Consider the following 13,590-nt stretch of genomic DNA (forward strand, 5'->3'; position numbering starts at 1 on the left):
AAAAGTGCGCTCTGAAAAGACTTTTCACTTGTGCGGCGTGGAATATCGCGCCAAACAGTTTCCCGCAACGGTAGCGATCGATCTACTGATGCGGGAAGGAGCGCCGCGCCCTGCCGATTGGCTCGTCGACACGTCCGTAAAGGTCGGTTCGGAATGGGTCAAGCTGGATAGCGTCGCGGCGATCAATGAGCATGTGAAGGATGCGGTCAGCTTCATCAAGCCGCAAATCGTTCTCAAGAATCTGATGGCTCGGATTCAAGACTTTAATGTCGGATTCTTGAATACTTGGGTTCCCGTGAATGTTCCTGCGAAGTTCATTTCGAACGTTCCCGAAAGCAAAATGCGTTCTTCGAAGGGAACCGCAAGCGTTATTTCGAATTTGATGGTTGCTAAGTTGGCGACCCTCAAAGAGCTTGAGGAATATTATTCGCTTGAAGATGCCTATCGTATTGCCGATGTCGACACGGCAGCGGCAGTTAATAATGCACTTGTCGAGGAACAAGCCGCCGCGCAAGCAAAGGCTGATTCGAAACGTAATTAAGTTCAAGGCGGGTTAGGTGATCAACCTAACCTGAGCGTGCAAGCCTAACCCGCCTGAATTATAATGGCCTCAATTCATGGAATTCCATGAATCCTAATTAACTCAATGATCATCAAGGATTGCATTATGAAAAAGCCTCAAAGTACCCGCGCATTCGTGTTCGACTCGCTCGACATGAGTTCCAGCAGCGTTCGCCTGATCGGCAATCAGCACGTCGTGACGGAAAGCAATTCGCCCGATGCGTTCGCCCGTCTGTCGCGCAACACGGCGCGCGGCAATGCCAAGCCCCGCAAGGCAGCAGATTCGGCCGCGCGCCCGAGCGTGACGAAGACCTTCGCACAACTGAACGCGGCACTCCGCAAGGCGCTCGACGGTCTGACCGTGCCGGGCAGCGTGGCCCCGACCGCGAACAAGGCGAACCCGACCACTTCGGCGACCGTCAAGGCAGGCGCCGCGAACACGGTGAAGAACGGCGCTGGCAGCGCGCCGGCCCGCGAAGTGATGCAGCGTGACCCGAACCCGGCATTCGGCGGTTTCAAGGGCGGTTATGCGACTCGCGCGCCGCATGGCAAGGGCGCATCCCAAACGCGCGAATTCGAACTGCGCGGCGCACTCGCGGCCCGTGATGCAGCAGTGGCCGAACTGGAAGCCCTGAACGAAAAGCGGGCGCGTGGCGGTGAAGGTCTTTCGGACGCGATGCTGTCCTTCATGAAGGAAACCGGTTCGGGTGGCTCGCTTGCTGAAAGCCAAGGCGCACGGGCAAAGGTTTCGGAAGATACCGACGAGCGAATCGAGGAACTGAAGAAGATCATCGAACGCGCAACCCGGATCATCGCGGAAATGGGCCGCGAGGCTGGCGCTTCGAAGGCAGATATCGCCAAGCTCTCGGGCACCGAAGAGGCTGAAGACGATTCCGCATCCGCTTCTGTCGAAAGCGAAACGCCGCGATCGAATGCCCTCGATTCGTACCTGAGCGGCAAGGATCAATTCAAGGGCGCTCGCAAGTCGAACGCTAAATCGACCAGCGCTTTCGATGCGTATATGGCCGGTTAATCAGGAAGGGAAATAACGAAACCCGCAATCTTTCAACGGCGGGTTTCGTTTTGTGATCGTTGACCCTGTATCGCTTTCAGATTAGAATCGAATTGCTTTTCAGCTTGAGATTCCTTGAGTGATCGTCAAAACCCCCGACTTCGAAAGATTTCGGGGGTTTCTTTTTGTTAATCCAGTTTCGCCGCTATGTCTTCCGGGTTTAAGTGCGTATATCGCTTCAGCATTGACATATCCGAATGACCACTAATCGCGGCGACTTCAAGAACGTTTAATCCCTTCTCGACAAGCCGCGAAATAGCTTCGTGCCGCAAGTCATGGAAATGAAGGTCTTCCAGCCCCGCACGCTTCACCACGCGCGACCAACAATGATTCAGGCTGTTCTCAGTCAACCCGGCAAACACGCGGCCTGTGCCGTGGGGAAGCACTCGCAGGATGTCGCACGCGCGCCGCGAGAGAGGCACTACACGGGGCCGGCCGTTCTTCGTCATAGGTAGGCGTGCCGTCTGCCTTTCTAGGCTCACGTTGGCCCATTCCAGCGAGCACAACTCACCCTTTCTCATGGCTGTCTCGATCGCGAAGACAATGGCCGGCCGAACATACTGATTTCTGCCCGTCAGGGTTGCCGCCATGAGGGCTTCGAACTCGCCTTCACGCAAGCGCCGATCACGCGGCGGGTTTCCGGGCGGCCGACCAACAAGCGAAACGGGACAGTCCTTCATCTCGATTTCAAGGACGCGGCGAGCATAGCGGATCGTTGATTGCAACACGGTCATCTCTCTGCGCACGGTCGCGCCGCAGACTTCACGAAGGCGCTCACTCTTCCATGCCGAAATAATTTTCGTGTTCAAGTCGAACAAGGTCACGTCGGCCATAGGTTGCCGCGCAAGGGTCTTGACTCGATACTGTTCGGCGCGAGGGCTTCGGTGCTTCGGCACGACTTCATCTAGGTAACGCTCTAGTGCTTCCCGTAGTGTGATGCTTCGCGCGTCATTGGCCTTCGGATGGTCGCCCCGATACATGGACGACTCTACGTTGCGCCCCCATTCTTGAGCCTCGCCGCGCGTGCCGAACGTCTTCGATCGCGGCGGGTATCCCTTGATCCTAACTTTCGCCTGAAAGCGCGGGCCTTTCTTTCCGGGAACCTTGATGATAGTAGGCATGTTAGTGTCCTAAATTTGTACCTAAACAAGTTAAAAGGGACACTGGAAAAGGGCGCTCGGGCCTTTGTGCATGGGGTTGCGTGCATTGGTTGTCGTGCCTTCGCTATCGCTTCCCCTGGGCGATCGCGGCGCGCGCCGGCGTCAACGTCTGCCTGCGCAAGTTCGATCCGCGCACCGTGTTCGAGCTGATCCGCCGCGAGGGCGTCACTCACTACAGCGGCGCGCCGATCGTGCACGGCGCGCTGGCCAATGCGCCGGCCGAGTGGCGCGCCGGCATCGAGCACCGGGTGCATGCCCAGGTGGCGGGCGCCGCGCCCGCGCCGGCCGTGATCGCCAAGATGAAGTCGATCGGCTTCGACCTGATGCATGTCTACGGGCTGACCGAGATCTACGGGCCGGCCAGCGTGTGCGCCACCCAGCAGCACTGGGCCGAGCTGCCCGAGGAGGAGCTCGCGCAGCGCACCGCGCGCCAGGGCGTGCGCTACCACCTGCAGGCCGGCGCGACCGTGCTCGACCCCGACACCATGGCGAGCGTGCCGGCCGACGGCGAGACGCTCGGCGAGATCATGTTCCGCGGCAACATCTGCATGAAGGGTTACCTGAAGAACCCGCGCGCCACCGACGAGGCCTTCGCGGGCGGCTGGTTCCATACCGGCGATCTCGGCGTGCTGACGCCGGACGGCTACATCCGCATCAAGGATCGCCGCAAGGACATCATCATCTCGGGCGGCGAGAACATCTCGAGCATCGAGGTGGAGGATGCGCTGTACCGGCATCCGGCCGTCGCGGTGGCCGCCGTGGTGGCGCTGCCCGATCCGAAGTGGGGCGAGGTGCCCTGCGCCTTCGTCGAGCTGCGCGAGGGCATGCAGGCGAGCGAGGCCGAGATCCTCGCGCATTGCCGGAGCCTGCTGGCCGGCTACAAGATGCCCAAGGCGGTGCGCTTCGGCGAATTGCCGAAGACTTCCACCGGCAAGATCCAGAAGTTCCAGTTGCGCACGCTGGTGCGTTCGGACAGCGCGATCGACACGGCGCCGGACGGCAAGAACTAGCCGGCGGCAGGTCAGCCGCTTCCCGGCGGGGCGGGCTGGCAAGGCCCGCGCGTCGGGTTCAGCGCGTGACGAAAGGCATCGCCGCCGACGGCGCGCCGCGCGCGTGCCGCCGCTGCCGCAGCAGCGCCACGCGGCAGTTCTCGCGCGCCACGTCGTGGCCCGCCTCGTCGAGCAGCACCAGGTCGCCGCGCATCACGTTGAAGGTGATCACGTCGCCGCTCGGCGAGGCCAGCGTCTCGGGCGTGTGCACCGAACCGGCCGGCTCCAGCACCGTGCTGCCGGCGCGCGCCACCCAGTCGTATTCGCGGTAGCGCCATTCCCCTTCCAGCGTGTAGACGAACACCGTGCCTTCGTGGCGATGGCGCGGCAGCGTGGTGCCGACCGGCATGCGCAGCAGCACGCTCAGCTCGTCGCGGGCGACATCGATATGCAGGTACTTGATGGCGAGGCCGGGCAGCGCGTCGGCCATCGGCAGCCACGGCAGGTCGTCGTGCTGCAGGCAATGGATCGGCGGCAGCGCGAGGGGCGGGGCGGAGGCGGGGGAGCTCATGGGCGCGCGGGGTGGGTGGTCCTGGTGCGCGATTATGGCAGAGGCGCATGGCTTGAGCGCGGCGGCACGATTTGCTAGCATCGCCGGGGCGCTGGGCCGGCGGCTTGCCGGCCCGCCCGCGGAGCCGTCGCGCGATGGCTTCTCAACCGATCCGATGCTGTTCCGATTGATTCGTCATGCAGACGAATCAATCGGAACAGCATCGGCGCAACCGGACTGACCACAACAATGACACGATTCACTCGCTACGGGATCGCGATGCCGCTCGCCTCGCTGATCCTCTCGACGTCATGCCTGGCCGTGCATGCCGCCGAATACCGCGCCAATTCCACCGTCCTGTCGAACGACATCGTCTACGACGTGCATGCCGACGGCAGCTATACCAAGGACGTCACCGAACTCGATCGCATCGACACCGAGCAGGGCGTGCGCGAGGGCGGCGAATCCTCGCTGGGCTACAGCACCTCGCTGCAGGCGCTCGAGATCGTCGAGGCCTACACGCTGACCCGGGACGGCCGCCGCATCGACGTGACGCCGGACCAGATCCGCGAGCAGCAGAGCCCGGCCAGCGCGCGCGCGCCGATGTTCGTCGACCAGCGGCTCAAGGTGGTGGTGTTCCCGGCGGTGGAGGTCGGCGCGAAGCTGATGCTGCGTTACCGCCTCACCCAGAAGACGCCGCTGTTCCCCGGGCAGTTCTCGGCGCTCGAGCAGTTCAGCGACGACGTCCCGCGCGAATCGATGCAGCTGACGGTGCGCGCGCCGGCGGCGATGCCGCTGCAGGCCGACGCGGTCGACCTGCCGGGCGGCCGCCAGCCCGGCGAGGCGGGCATCCAGGTCTGGCGCTGGTCGCTGTCGAAGCAGCCGGCGCGCACGCCGGAGCTGTATTCCACCGCCAGCCTCGACCGCAGCCCGCGCGTGGCGATCACCAGCTTCGCCGACTATGCCGCGATCGGCGCGGCCTACCAGCAGCGCGCGATGCCGAAGGCGGCCGTCACGCCGAAGGTGCGGGCCCTGGCCGATTCGCTGACCGAAGGCGTGAGCGACCGGCGCCGCCAGGCCGAGATCCTCTACGACTGGGTCAGCACGCATATCCGCTACGTGGCGCTCTATCTCGGCCTGGGCGGCGTGGTGCCGCACGACGCCGATGCGATCCTGGCCGCCGCCTACGGCGATTGCAAGGACCACGTGACCCTGCTCGAGGCCCTGCTGGCCGCCAAGGGGATCGCCAGCCAGCCGGTGCTGGTCAATAGCGGCAACACCTACTGGGTACCGAAGGTCGCGCTGCCGCTCGGCGTGTTCGACCACGCCATCACCTATCTCCCCGAGTTCGACCTGTATGTCGATTCGACCGCCATGCTGGCGCGCTTCGGCGTGCTGCCGTCCTCCGAACTCGGCAAGCGCGGCCTGCTGGCCGGCACCGACAAGCAGGCGGGCAGCCTGCGCACCCTGCCGCTCGGCGATCCGGCCCACGACACGGTGCGCGTGACCCGGCGCGTCGCCATGGAGGCCGACGGCACGCTGCAGGGCAGCGGGCAGATCGACAACGAAGGCATCTTCGACCTCAACGCGCGCAGCGTGTTCGCCTCGCTGCCGCCGGGCATGGAGGCCCAGGTCGCGGAGCGCATCCTCGCCCTCACGGGGCAGGACGGCACCGGCACCTATCACTACGCCGACGTGCGCGATCTCGGCAAGCCCTTCGTCTATGGCTCGGAGTTCCGCCTGCCCGAGTACGCGCTGCTGCCTGGGCCGGGCGCGATCCCGGTGCCGGTGGGGCTGGGCAGTATCAACGGCATCGCCTCGACCTTCGACGCCGCCGGGCTGGAGACGCGGCAAACCTCGATCGCGATGGCGGCGCGGCATGTGGTGGAGACCACCATCGTCACCTTGGCGCCCGGCGTGCGGGTTCCGCGCCTGCCCAAGCCGGTGGCGATCGATTCGCCGCTGGGCAGCTACCGGGCCAGCTATCGTCACGACGGTAGCGACGGCGCGGTCGTGACGGTCACGCGGGACCTGCTGCTGAAGCCTTCGGGCCCGCTGATCACCCCGGCCGATTACCCGGCGTTCCGCAAGTTCGCGCTGGCGGTCAAGCGCGAGTTGCGCACCCAGTTGGTCTACTGAGCGGCTCGCGCCGCTTCGCCCCGTCCGACGCGGGTTCGGATGAGGGCGCCGGCCGCCGGCCGATCGGCGGTATACAGCAGGGCAGGCGCGTGGTGCCGCTTTGGCGGCCCGCGCGCGGCCCGGCCCGCCATCCAGACGATGACCCGCATCCCATCCCATTCCCTGCTGCCCGATTTCGTGCTGCCGGCCCGTGAGGGCCCGGCCGGCGCGCGCCCGACCTCGGTCGGGCCGTCGGCGGCGTCCCCGGGCGCCGCCGACGCGCCGATCGCCGGGCTCAGGACGCTGGGCGTCGACGGCAAACGCTCGCGCGGCGGCATCGACCCGCTGCGCCGCGAGGAGACGCGGGAGCGGCTCGGCCGGCTGCGCACCGAGCTGGCCCGCATCCGGCCGCTGCCCGATACGGCCGAGGCGGCGCGCGAGGCGATCCTGATGGCGATGGCGCGCGCCGGCCTGACCAGCTGGAGCCTGCCCGGGCTGCGGGATGCGGCGACCCTGGCCTATCGCGACGGCTCCCGCCGCCTCGCGCTGATCTCGCACGCGATCATCCTCAATCCCTGGGGCGCGTTCCGGATCGTCGACCTGCGGGCCGGCGCGCAGGTCTATTTCGAACTGGCCGGCGCGGGGCCGCGCGATTTCGTGGCGCCGCGCGACCGGCAATCGATTGCCGGCGTGGCCGTGAAGCTCGGCCGCAAGGGCGCCTGAGCGGGGGCCGATGCCATCGCGTCGGGCTCGCGCCCGAAGGCCCGCGAATCCTTGCTCGCCCGTCGGAACCCACCACCGAGCCATGCCTACCTGACTAGCTGCGTCACCACGCCGTCCTTGCCCGGTAGGTCACGCGACTGCGCATAGGCCTCGTCGAGCAGGCGGCGCCCGGCGTCGATCCGCGCCGATGCGCTCGGCGCGCCGAGCACCACCGCGAACACGCGACGCGCCATCGGCGGTGCCGCCTGCCGGCGCCGCGCGGTCGCGACGATGCAGTAGCCGGCCGCCTGCGTATGCCCCGTCTTCAGCCCGTCGACGCCCGGCGCACTGCCGAGCAGCCAGTTCTTGTTGCGCTTGTGGAAGCTGCCATGGGCGAATTGCTGCCGCGCCGAGTAGCGGTAGTAGACCGGGAAATCGGCCGTCAGGCGGCGCGCCAGCGTGGCGAGATCGCGTGCCGTGCTGTGGTTGCCGGGCGTGGTGATGCCCGAGGGCGTGGTGTAGTGCGTGTGCGTCATGCCCAGGCGCCGCGCGGTGTCGTTCATCCTCTGCTCGAAACCGGCGCGCGAGCCGCCCACCCGGCGCGCCAGCACCATCGCCGCGTCGTTGGCCGAGGCGACGATCAGGCCGCCCACCAGGTCCTCGACCGTGACGCTCCGGCCGGCCACCAGGTACATGCGCGACTCGTCCTGGCCGAGATCGGCGAGATCGGCGCCATCCACCCGCAGCGTCTCGTCGAGCCGCAGCGCGCCGCGCCGCAACGCGTCGAGCACCACATAGGCCGTCATCAGCTTGGTCAGCGAAGCGGGTTGGCGTTCGGCATCGGCATCGTGCTCCCCGAGGACGCGGCCCGATTCGCCATCGACCACCAGCCAGGCGGCGGCATGGATCGCCGGGGCGGCGCCGACGGCATTCGCGTGGCGAGGCGTTGCCCGCGCGGGCGCGACGCCGATCAGCAGGCCGGCAAGGGATGGGAGCAACAGCCGAGGCAGGCGGCGGATCGGTTTCATCGAAGTCGGTCGGGCTCGATTGCTGGGGTGAGGGAATCGGAGCGCCGCATCATAAGCGTGACGGCCGCACCTGCCGATGCCGTATCGGCATGCCTTGATGCCGGAATGGCATGAGGCGCCCGCGCCGCCGCGCAGCCGGCGGATGACAGCCCCGCCGATGTCGGCGATACTGCGCCGCTTCGCTTTCCGACTTCGCCCGCCACCATGAGCCCGATCCTGCTCGATCGCGTCACGCCGGCCGATGCCGCCGACCTGATCGCCGCCAACCGCGCCAGCCAGGCCCATCACCTGCCTTGGGTCGCCTCCTTCACCGACCAGGCCGGCTTCGACGCCTGGTTCGCGCGCTGCGAGAGCGGGCCGCAGCTCGGCTTCGTCGCGCGCGAGCGCGCCTCGCGGCAGGTGGTCGGCGTGATCAACCTGAGCGAGATCGTGCGCGGCGCGTTCCACAACGCCTATCTCGGCTACTACGGGATGGCGGCCTTCGCCGGGCGCGGGCTGATGCGCGAGGCGCTGCGGCAGGTGCTCGGCCACGCCTTCGGCGAAGCCGGCCTGCATCGCCTCGAAGCCAATATCCAGCCCGGCAATACGGCCTCGATCGCGCTGGTCAGGCGGCTCGGGTTTCGCCTCGAGGGTTATTCGCCGCGTTACCTGCGCATCGACGGCGAATGGCGCGACCACGAGCGCTGGGCGCTGCTGGCCGACGAATTCGACGGCGCCTGAGCGCATCGCCCGCCGGCTCTGCCGGCCTGCCAGCCGCGCCGCCAAAGCGGGTAGACTGCGCGTTTCCCGTTTTTCGACCTCCTGGAGCCGCGTGTGAAACACGTCCTCATCATCGGCATCGGCGCCGGCAATCCCGACTACCTGACCCTGCAGGCCATCGACGCGCTGCGGCGCGCCGACGTGTTCTTCGTGATGGACAAGGGCGCGGTCAAGGAGAAGCTGATCGTGCTGCGGCGCGAGATCATCGAGCGCCACGCCGGCCAGCGGCCCTGGCGCATCGTCGAGGCGGCCAGCCCCGAGCGCGGCCCGGATGGCGACAGCTACGTGGGCGCGGTCGAGCAACTGAACCGCGACAAGCAGCAGGTGTTCGAGCGCCTGATCGGCGAGGAACTGCGCGACGGCGAATGCGGCGCCTTCCTGGTTTGGGGCGATCCCGCGCTCTACGACAGCACCATGCGCATCGTCGCCGCGATCGCCGCCGGCGGCCGCCACGACTTCGAGCACGAGGTGATTCCCGGCATCAGCAGCGTGCAGGCGCTGGCCGCGCGGCACCGCATCGCGCTCAACGAGATCGGCCGCGCGGTCGAGATCGTCAACGGCCGCGGGCTCGGCGCGCGCCTGCCCGAAGCGGTCGACAGCGTGGTGGTGATGCTCGACGCGCACAACGCCTTCGAGCGCGTCGAGGACGATGTCGACATCTACTGGGGCGCCTACGTGGGCACGCCCGACGAGATCCTGGTGGCGGGGCGTCTCGCCGAGGTCAAGCGGGAGATCGTGCGCGTGCGGGCCGAGGCGCGCGCGCGCCACGGCTGGATCATGGATACCTATCTGCTGAAGAAGCGCGCGCGGCCGCAGGGCTGAAGCGGGCGCGGCGCCCGCCTGTTGCGCGCCTCCCGCGCGGCGCCCCGCGATCAGAAGCGATGGCGGATGCCGCCGGCGACCAGCAACTGGCTGCGCCCGCTCGACGGATCGGCGCTGTTGATCACCGCCAGCGCGCCGGACGAGGCGCGTTGCAGCAGCGTCTCGGCATACACGTCGGTGCGCTTCGAGAACTGGTAGACGGCCTGCGCGGCGCCTTGCTGCCAGTGCGCGGCATTGCCGTGCGTGTAGGTGAGCATGCCTGCCAGCGCGAGCGCGGCCGTTGCCTGCCAGACCGCATTGACCTCGTAGTTCGAGAACGCCATCGAGGGCAGCGCAATGCCGCTGTCGGTGTTCGACACTCCCGTGTAGATCGCCCGCGACCAGGCGGCGCCCAGCGTCACCTGGCCGATCGCGTAGCTGGCGCCGGCCGCGACGATGTCCTGGCGCTGCGCGCCGAGCGGGGCCGGCGTGCCGTCCTCGCCCGGCAGGCTGGCCGGATCGTAGGCGCCGCCGGCGGCGAGGCCGCGCCCGTCGTGGTGCATCCAGGCCACGCCGGCGCTGAGGGCCTCGTGCGTGTAGTTCGCGGCGATCCCGTAGGCGCGGTTCCGTGCGAAGCGGCCGGCGCCGTTCGACAGCGCATAGAGGCCGCCGAAGCTGAAGCCGCCGTAGCTGGCGCTGGCGTATTTCACCGCGTTGGCGGCCAGGTAGGTGTTGTTGGCGTTGTCGTTGTCGAAGGGATGGGCGAAGGCGGTGCCGCCCGTGCCGCCGGTCAGCGTGAACGGCGCGGCGTAGTCGTGGATCAGGTCGTATTGATGGCCGAGCGTGAGCGTGCCGAGTCGATCCGATTGCAGGCCGACATAGCTCGGGTGATCGTTCAACTGGCTGCCGGCGGTGACGGTGAAGCCGCGCTCCAGCCGGAACAGCGCCTTGGCGCCGCCGCCGAGATCCTCGCTGCCCTGCAGGCCCCAGAAACTGCCGTCGATCAAGCCGGAGGTGGCGAGGTACTGCGCATGGCCGCCGACGTTGCTGAGGTAGGCCAGGCCGCTGTCGAGCTCGCCGTAGAGGGACAGGCTCTGGGCCGAGGCGGCGCTGCCCAGGCCGGCGAGCAGGCAGGCGGCGAGGGCGCGCGAGGCGGCGGGCGGCATGGCGATGCCGGGGATCGGGTGCACGTTGGGCGCCCGGTTTCGCGGGCGCGACGGCCGGCCTGGCCGGCGCGCGGTCGGGTTGGTTGTCATGGTGGCTCCACGGGGTTGCGCGCCCCGAGCGGTCCGATCTTCACGACGAACGGAGGTCTGGCTTCCGTCGCGCGGGCGCAAGGCCGACGCGAACGGTCACAGTGGCGCGACCGCGCCGGATTCGCACCGGCTTCCACGATTCGTCGTTCGTTTATGGGGATTCGTCTGGTTTTGTGTTGCTGCTTCGGGTCGATTCGGCGCGGCTGCCCGCGGCGAAACGGGGACAGCATAACGGAGGCCGGCGGGGAAACCAAGGGCCGGCCGCGCGCGCTTCGGGGCGTGCCACGGCGCGGCGTGCCGGGGCCTGGCGCCGGGCTCGGGTTGTCCGCGAAAGCCGCGCTCAGCCGAACCAGCGACAGGTGCGCGCCCAGCGCTCGAACAGCCCCGGCCACGAGGCTGGTTCGCTGTCGGGCGTGCCGAGCGCCCAGCCGTGGCCGCCCGTCTGGTAGACGTGCAGGGCCGCCGGCACGCGCGCGTTGCGCAGGGCGGTGTGGGCCAGCAGCACGTTGTCGACCGGCACCACCGGATCGTCGACGGCTTGCGCGAGGAAGGTCCTGGGCGCGTTGGCGTCGATCCGCAGCACCGGCGAGAGCGATTCGGCGGTGCCCGGCAGCGGCGTGTCGCCGAGCAGGTGGCGGTGCGAGCGTGTGCGGTCGAAGGGCGGCAGCAGCGTCAGCACCGGATAGAGCAGGGCGGCGAGGTTGGGACGCGCCGACAGGCGGTCGATGCCGTCCGCTTCCGGATAACGGCGCGCGTTCGGGTCGAAGGCGGTCATCCCGGCCAGATGGCCGCCCGCCGAAAACCCCAGGATCGCGATCCGGTTCGGATCGAAGCCGTCGCGCTGCGCGCGCGAACGAATCACGCGCATCGCGCGCTGGCCGTCCTGCAGCGGCGCGGTGCGCACCCAGCCCTGCTCGGGCAGGCGGTACACCAGCTCGAAGGCGATCACGCCGCGCGAGGCGAGCCAGCGGCACACGGGGCCGCTTTCATGGGCCAGCTCGACGCGTTCGTAGCCGCCGCCGGCGATCACCAGCGCGGCGGCGCCGTTCGGCGTGGCCGGGCGGTAGACATGCAGGCGCGGCGCGACCACGCCCGTCACGGCGCCGTGACGGACCACCTGCTCGCCGTCGAACACCGCGCCGGGCAGCGCGTCGGGCGGGTTGCCGGGCCACAGCCGGATCGCCTCGTCGGGCAAGAGGCGCGGTGCGCCGGCCGGCGGCGCGGCCGGGGCAGACGGCTCCTGGGCCCGCGCGCCGGGCAGCATGGCCGTGAGCCAGCCGCCGACGGCGGCGCCGAGCAGGTTGCGACGGGAGTCATCCATGACGCGGGCGAGATTCGTTCTGGTTTGGCATGTACCACGCATTTAACCGCATCGCGGCGCACGCGATGTGACGGAATGTATAAATCTCGTGTCGGTTCGTGCGCTCGGGCGCATTTCCGCGCCGCGTTCCCTCGGCGGCGACCGTCCCGCCAGGCTGGTCCATGCGCGGCGCGTTCCCGTGTCATCATGGCGGGCGCGCCACGCCGTTCGAGGCGGCCGATCCGGTATCCAGATCCGACCCCCATCGAACGGCACGCGCTCCCAAGGACCTGCCCCAAGCCATTCCGTGTCATCCGCCGTCGCCTCTCCACCGCCTTACGCGTTCTACTACCTCGACAACTTCGAGCGTGCGCTCGGCTGGCTCGCCGAACGCTACGACGACCTGTTCGACATCGCCGAGCGCGCCTTCCTGCGCGATTTCGCGGCCTTGCCGCGCCCCTCGCGCGCGCTGCTGGTGCGCATGCTGATGCGCAGCGGGCCGTATTTCCGCCAGAGCAAGCTGAATTACCAGGAGATCGGCGCGACCGCGGCGGCGGCCGAGCCGCTGGTGACGCTGGGCTGGCTCGACGCGGCGCCGCCGCTGACGCTCGACGGCGTATTCGCGCTGGCCACGCGGCCCGAGCTGGCGCAGCGCTTCCCGGCGCCCAGGGGCGCGCGCAAGGGCGACTGGCTGGAGGCGCTGCGCGAGCAACACGAGGCCGAGCAGCCCTTCGAGGCCTGGCTGCCGGCCACCGGCGATCGCGTGTTCGAGGTTCGGATCGACGCATTGTGCGACCGGCTGCGGCTGATGTTCTTCGGCAACCTGCACCAGGACTGGTCCGAATTCGTGCTGGCCGACCTGGGCGTGTTCCAGTACGAGACGGTGGCCTTCGAGCCGTCCTCGCGCGCCTTCCAGCAGCGCGCCGACGTCGATGTCTACCTGGCCTTGTTCCTGTGCCGCGAGGCGCTCGGCGCCTGGCCCGAGGATCGGCCCCACGACGAGCTGACCCGCCACGTGAACGCGATCGACTGCGCGCAGGCCTGGCTGGCGACGCGGCGCGCGAAGCTGCTGCACCAGATCGGCAATGCCTGCGAGCGGCGCGAGGACTGGGCCGGCGCGCTCGACGCCTATGGCGCCAGCGCCTGGCCCGGCAGCCGGCACCGGCGGGTGCGCGTGCTGCCGCGCTGGCAGTCGCCCGAGATCGGCGTGTTCCTGCTGACGCCTTCACGGCATTTCGTCGATGTGAAGACGCGCGAATGGGTGGAATTGCTGAAGCAGGAGATTCCGGCCGCG

General features: G+C 68.3%; 11 protein-coding genes, 2 pseudogenes and 1 riboswitch. Of the genes and pseudogenes, 8 read left to right on the top strand and 5 right to left on the bottom strand.

All coding sequences use genetic code 11. The annotated features are described in order from the left end of the window. The first annotated feature begins 4 nt into the window (after window positions 1–4). Window positions 5–541, top strand: a complete 537-nt coding sequence (locus F3J10_RS11300; RefSeq protein ID WP_167242107.1) for a hypothetical protein — start codon at window positions 5–7, stop codon at window positions 539–541. A gap of 126 nt (window positions 542–667) precedes the next feature. Then, window positions 668–1,594, top strand: coding sequence for a hypothetical protein (locus F3J10_RS11305; RefSeq protein ID WP_167242108.1), 927 nt, complete (start codon window positions 668–670; stop codon window positions 1,592–1,594). A gap of 167 nt (window positions 1,595–1,761) precedes the next feature. Here the strand turns inward: F3J10_RS11305 and F3J10_RS11310 are convergent, their stop codons facing one another. Further along, window positions 1,762–2,754 carry a site-specific integrase gene (locus tag F3J10_RS11310; RefSeq protein ID WP_167242109.1) on the bottom strand — a complete coding sequence of 331 codons (993 nt, stop codon included), beginning with the start codon at window positions 2,752–2,754 and terminating at the stop codon, window positions 1,762–1,764. A gap of 104 nt (window positions 2,755–2,858) precedes the next feature. Between F3J10_RS11310 and F3J10_RS11315 the strand changes: the two are divergent. Continuing rightward, window positions 2,859–3,803, top strand: a pseudogene (locus F3J10_RS11315) (AMP-binding protein); the annotation flags it as partial. A gap of 58 nt (window positions 3,804–3,861) precedes the next feature. On the opposite strand, the gene F3J10_RS11320 reads toward F3J10_RS11315, so the two are convergent. Next, the gene (locus tag F3J10_RS11320) at window positions 3,862–4,353 is read right to left on the bottom strand and encodes a 2,4'-dihydroxyacetophenone dioxygenase family protein (protein WP_025098944.1); all 492 of its coding nucleotides are present in this window, start codon (window positions 4,351–4,353) and stop codon (window positions 3,862–3,864) included. Between the two features lie 228 nt (window positions 4,354–4,581). Here F3J10_RS11320 and F3J10_RS11325 point away from each other — a divergent pair, with 228 nt between their 5' ends. Together F3J10_RS11325 and F3J10_RS11330 are read left to right on the top strand one after the other, a co-directional pair. Further along, the gene (locus tag F3J10_RS11325) at window positions 4,582–6,471 is read left to right on the top strand and encodes a DUF3857 domain-containing protein (protein ID WP_240155523.1); all 1,890 of its coding nucleotides are present in this window, start codon (window positions 4,582–4,584) and stop codon (window positions 6,469–6,471) included. 138 nt (window positions 6,472–6,609) lie between these two features. Beyond that, window positions 6,610–7,173 (top strand): hypothetical protein, encoded by a 564-nt coding sequence (locus F3J10_RS11330; protein WP_167242110.1) that lies wholly within the window; start codon window positions 6,610–6,612, stop codon window positions 7,171–7,173. Window positions 7,174–7,259: 86 nt separating this feature from the next. On the opposite strand, the gene F3J10_RS11335 is transcribed toward F3J10_RS11330, so the two are convergent. Beyond that, window positions 7,260–8,180, bottom strand: coding sequence for a D-alanyl-D-alanine carboxypeptidase family protein (locus tag F3J10_RS11335; protein WP_167242111.1), 921 nt, complete (start codon window positions 8,178–8,180; stop codon window positions 7,260–7,262). Window positions 8,181–8,384: 204 nt separating this feature from the next. On the opposite strand from F3J10_RS11335, the gene F3J10_RS11340 reads away from it, so the two are divergent. Together F3J10_RS11340 and cobF are read left to right on the top strand one after the other, a co-directional pair. Then, window positions 8,385–8,900 carry a GNAT family protein gene (locus tag F3J10_RS11340; protein WP_025098940.1) on the top strand — a complete coding sequence of 172 codons (516 nt, stop codon included), beginning with the start codon at window positions 8,385–8,387 and terminating at the stop codon, window positions 8,898–8,900. Window positions 8,901–8,993: 93 nt separating this feature from the next. Then, entirely contained in the window at window positions 8,994–9,761 is a 768-nt protein-coding gene (cobF, locus tag F3J10_RS11345) for a precorrin-6A synthase (deacetylating) (protein WP_166913286.1), read from the top strand. A 50-nt stretch (window positions 9,762–9,811) separates the two neighbouring features. On the opposite strand, the gene F3J10_RS11350 is transcribed toward cobF, so the two are convergent. Together F3J10_RS11350 and F3J10_RS11355 are read right to left on the bottom strand one after the other, a co-directional pair. Then, window positions 9,812–10,996: a porin gene (locus tag F3J10_RS11350; RefSeq protein ID WP_167242112.1), complete on the bottom strand. Its 1,185-nt coding sequence runs from the start codon at window positions 10,994–10,996 to the stop codon at window positions 9,812–9,814. Window positions 10,997–11,025: 29 nt separating this feature from the next. After that, window positions 11,026–11,177, bottom strand: a riboswitch (cobalamin riboswitch). Window positions 11,178–11,336: 159 nt separating this feature from the next. After that, complete coding sequence (locus F3J10_RS11355; protein WP_025098937.1) at window positions 11,337–12,317, bottom strand: alpha/beta hydrolase; 981 nt, start codon at window positions 12,315–12,317, stop codon at window positions 11,337–11,339. A gap of 286 nt (window positions 12,318–12,603) precedes the next feature. Between F3J10_RS11355 and F3J10_RS11360 the strand changes: the two are divergent. After that, window positions 12,604–13,590, top strand: a pseudogene (locus tag F3J10_RS11360) (hypothetical protein); the annotation flags it as partial.

Origin of the sequence: Burkholderia sp. Cy-637, assembly GCF_011753175.1 — a bacterium.
Classification (GTDB): domain Bacteria; phylum Pseudomonadota; class Gammaproteobacteria; order Burkholderiales; family Burkholderiaceae; genus Burkholderia; species Burkholderia gladioli.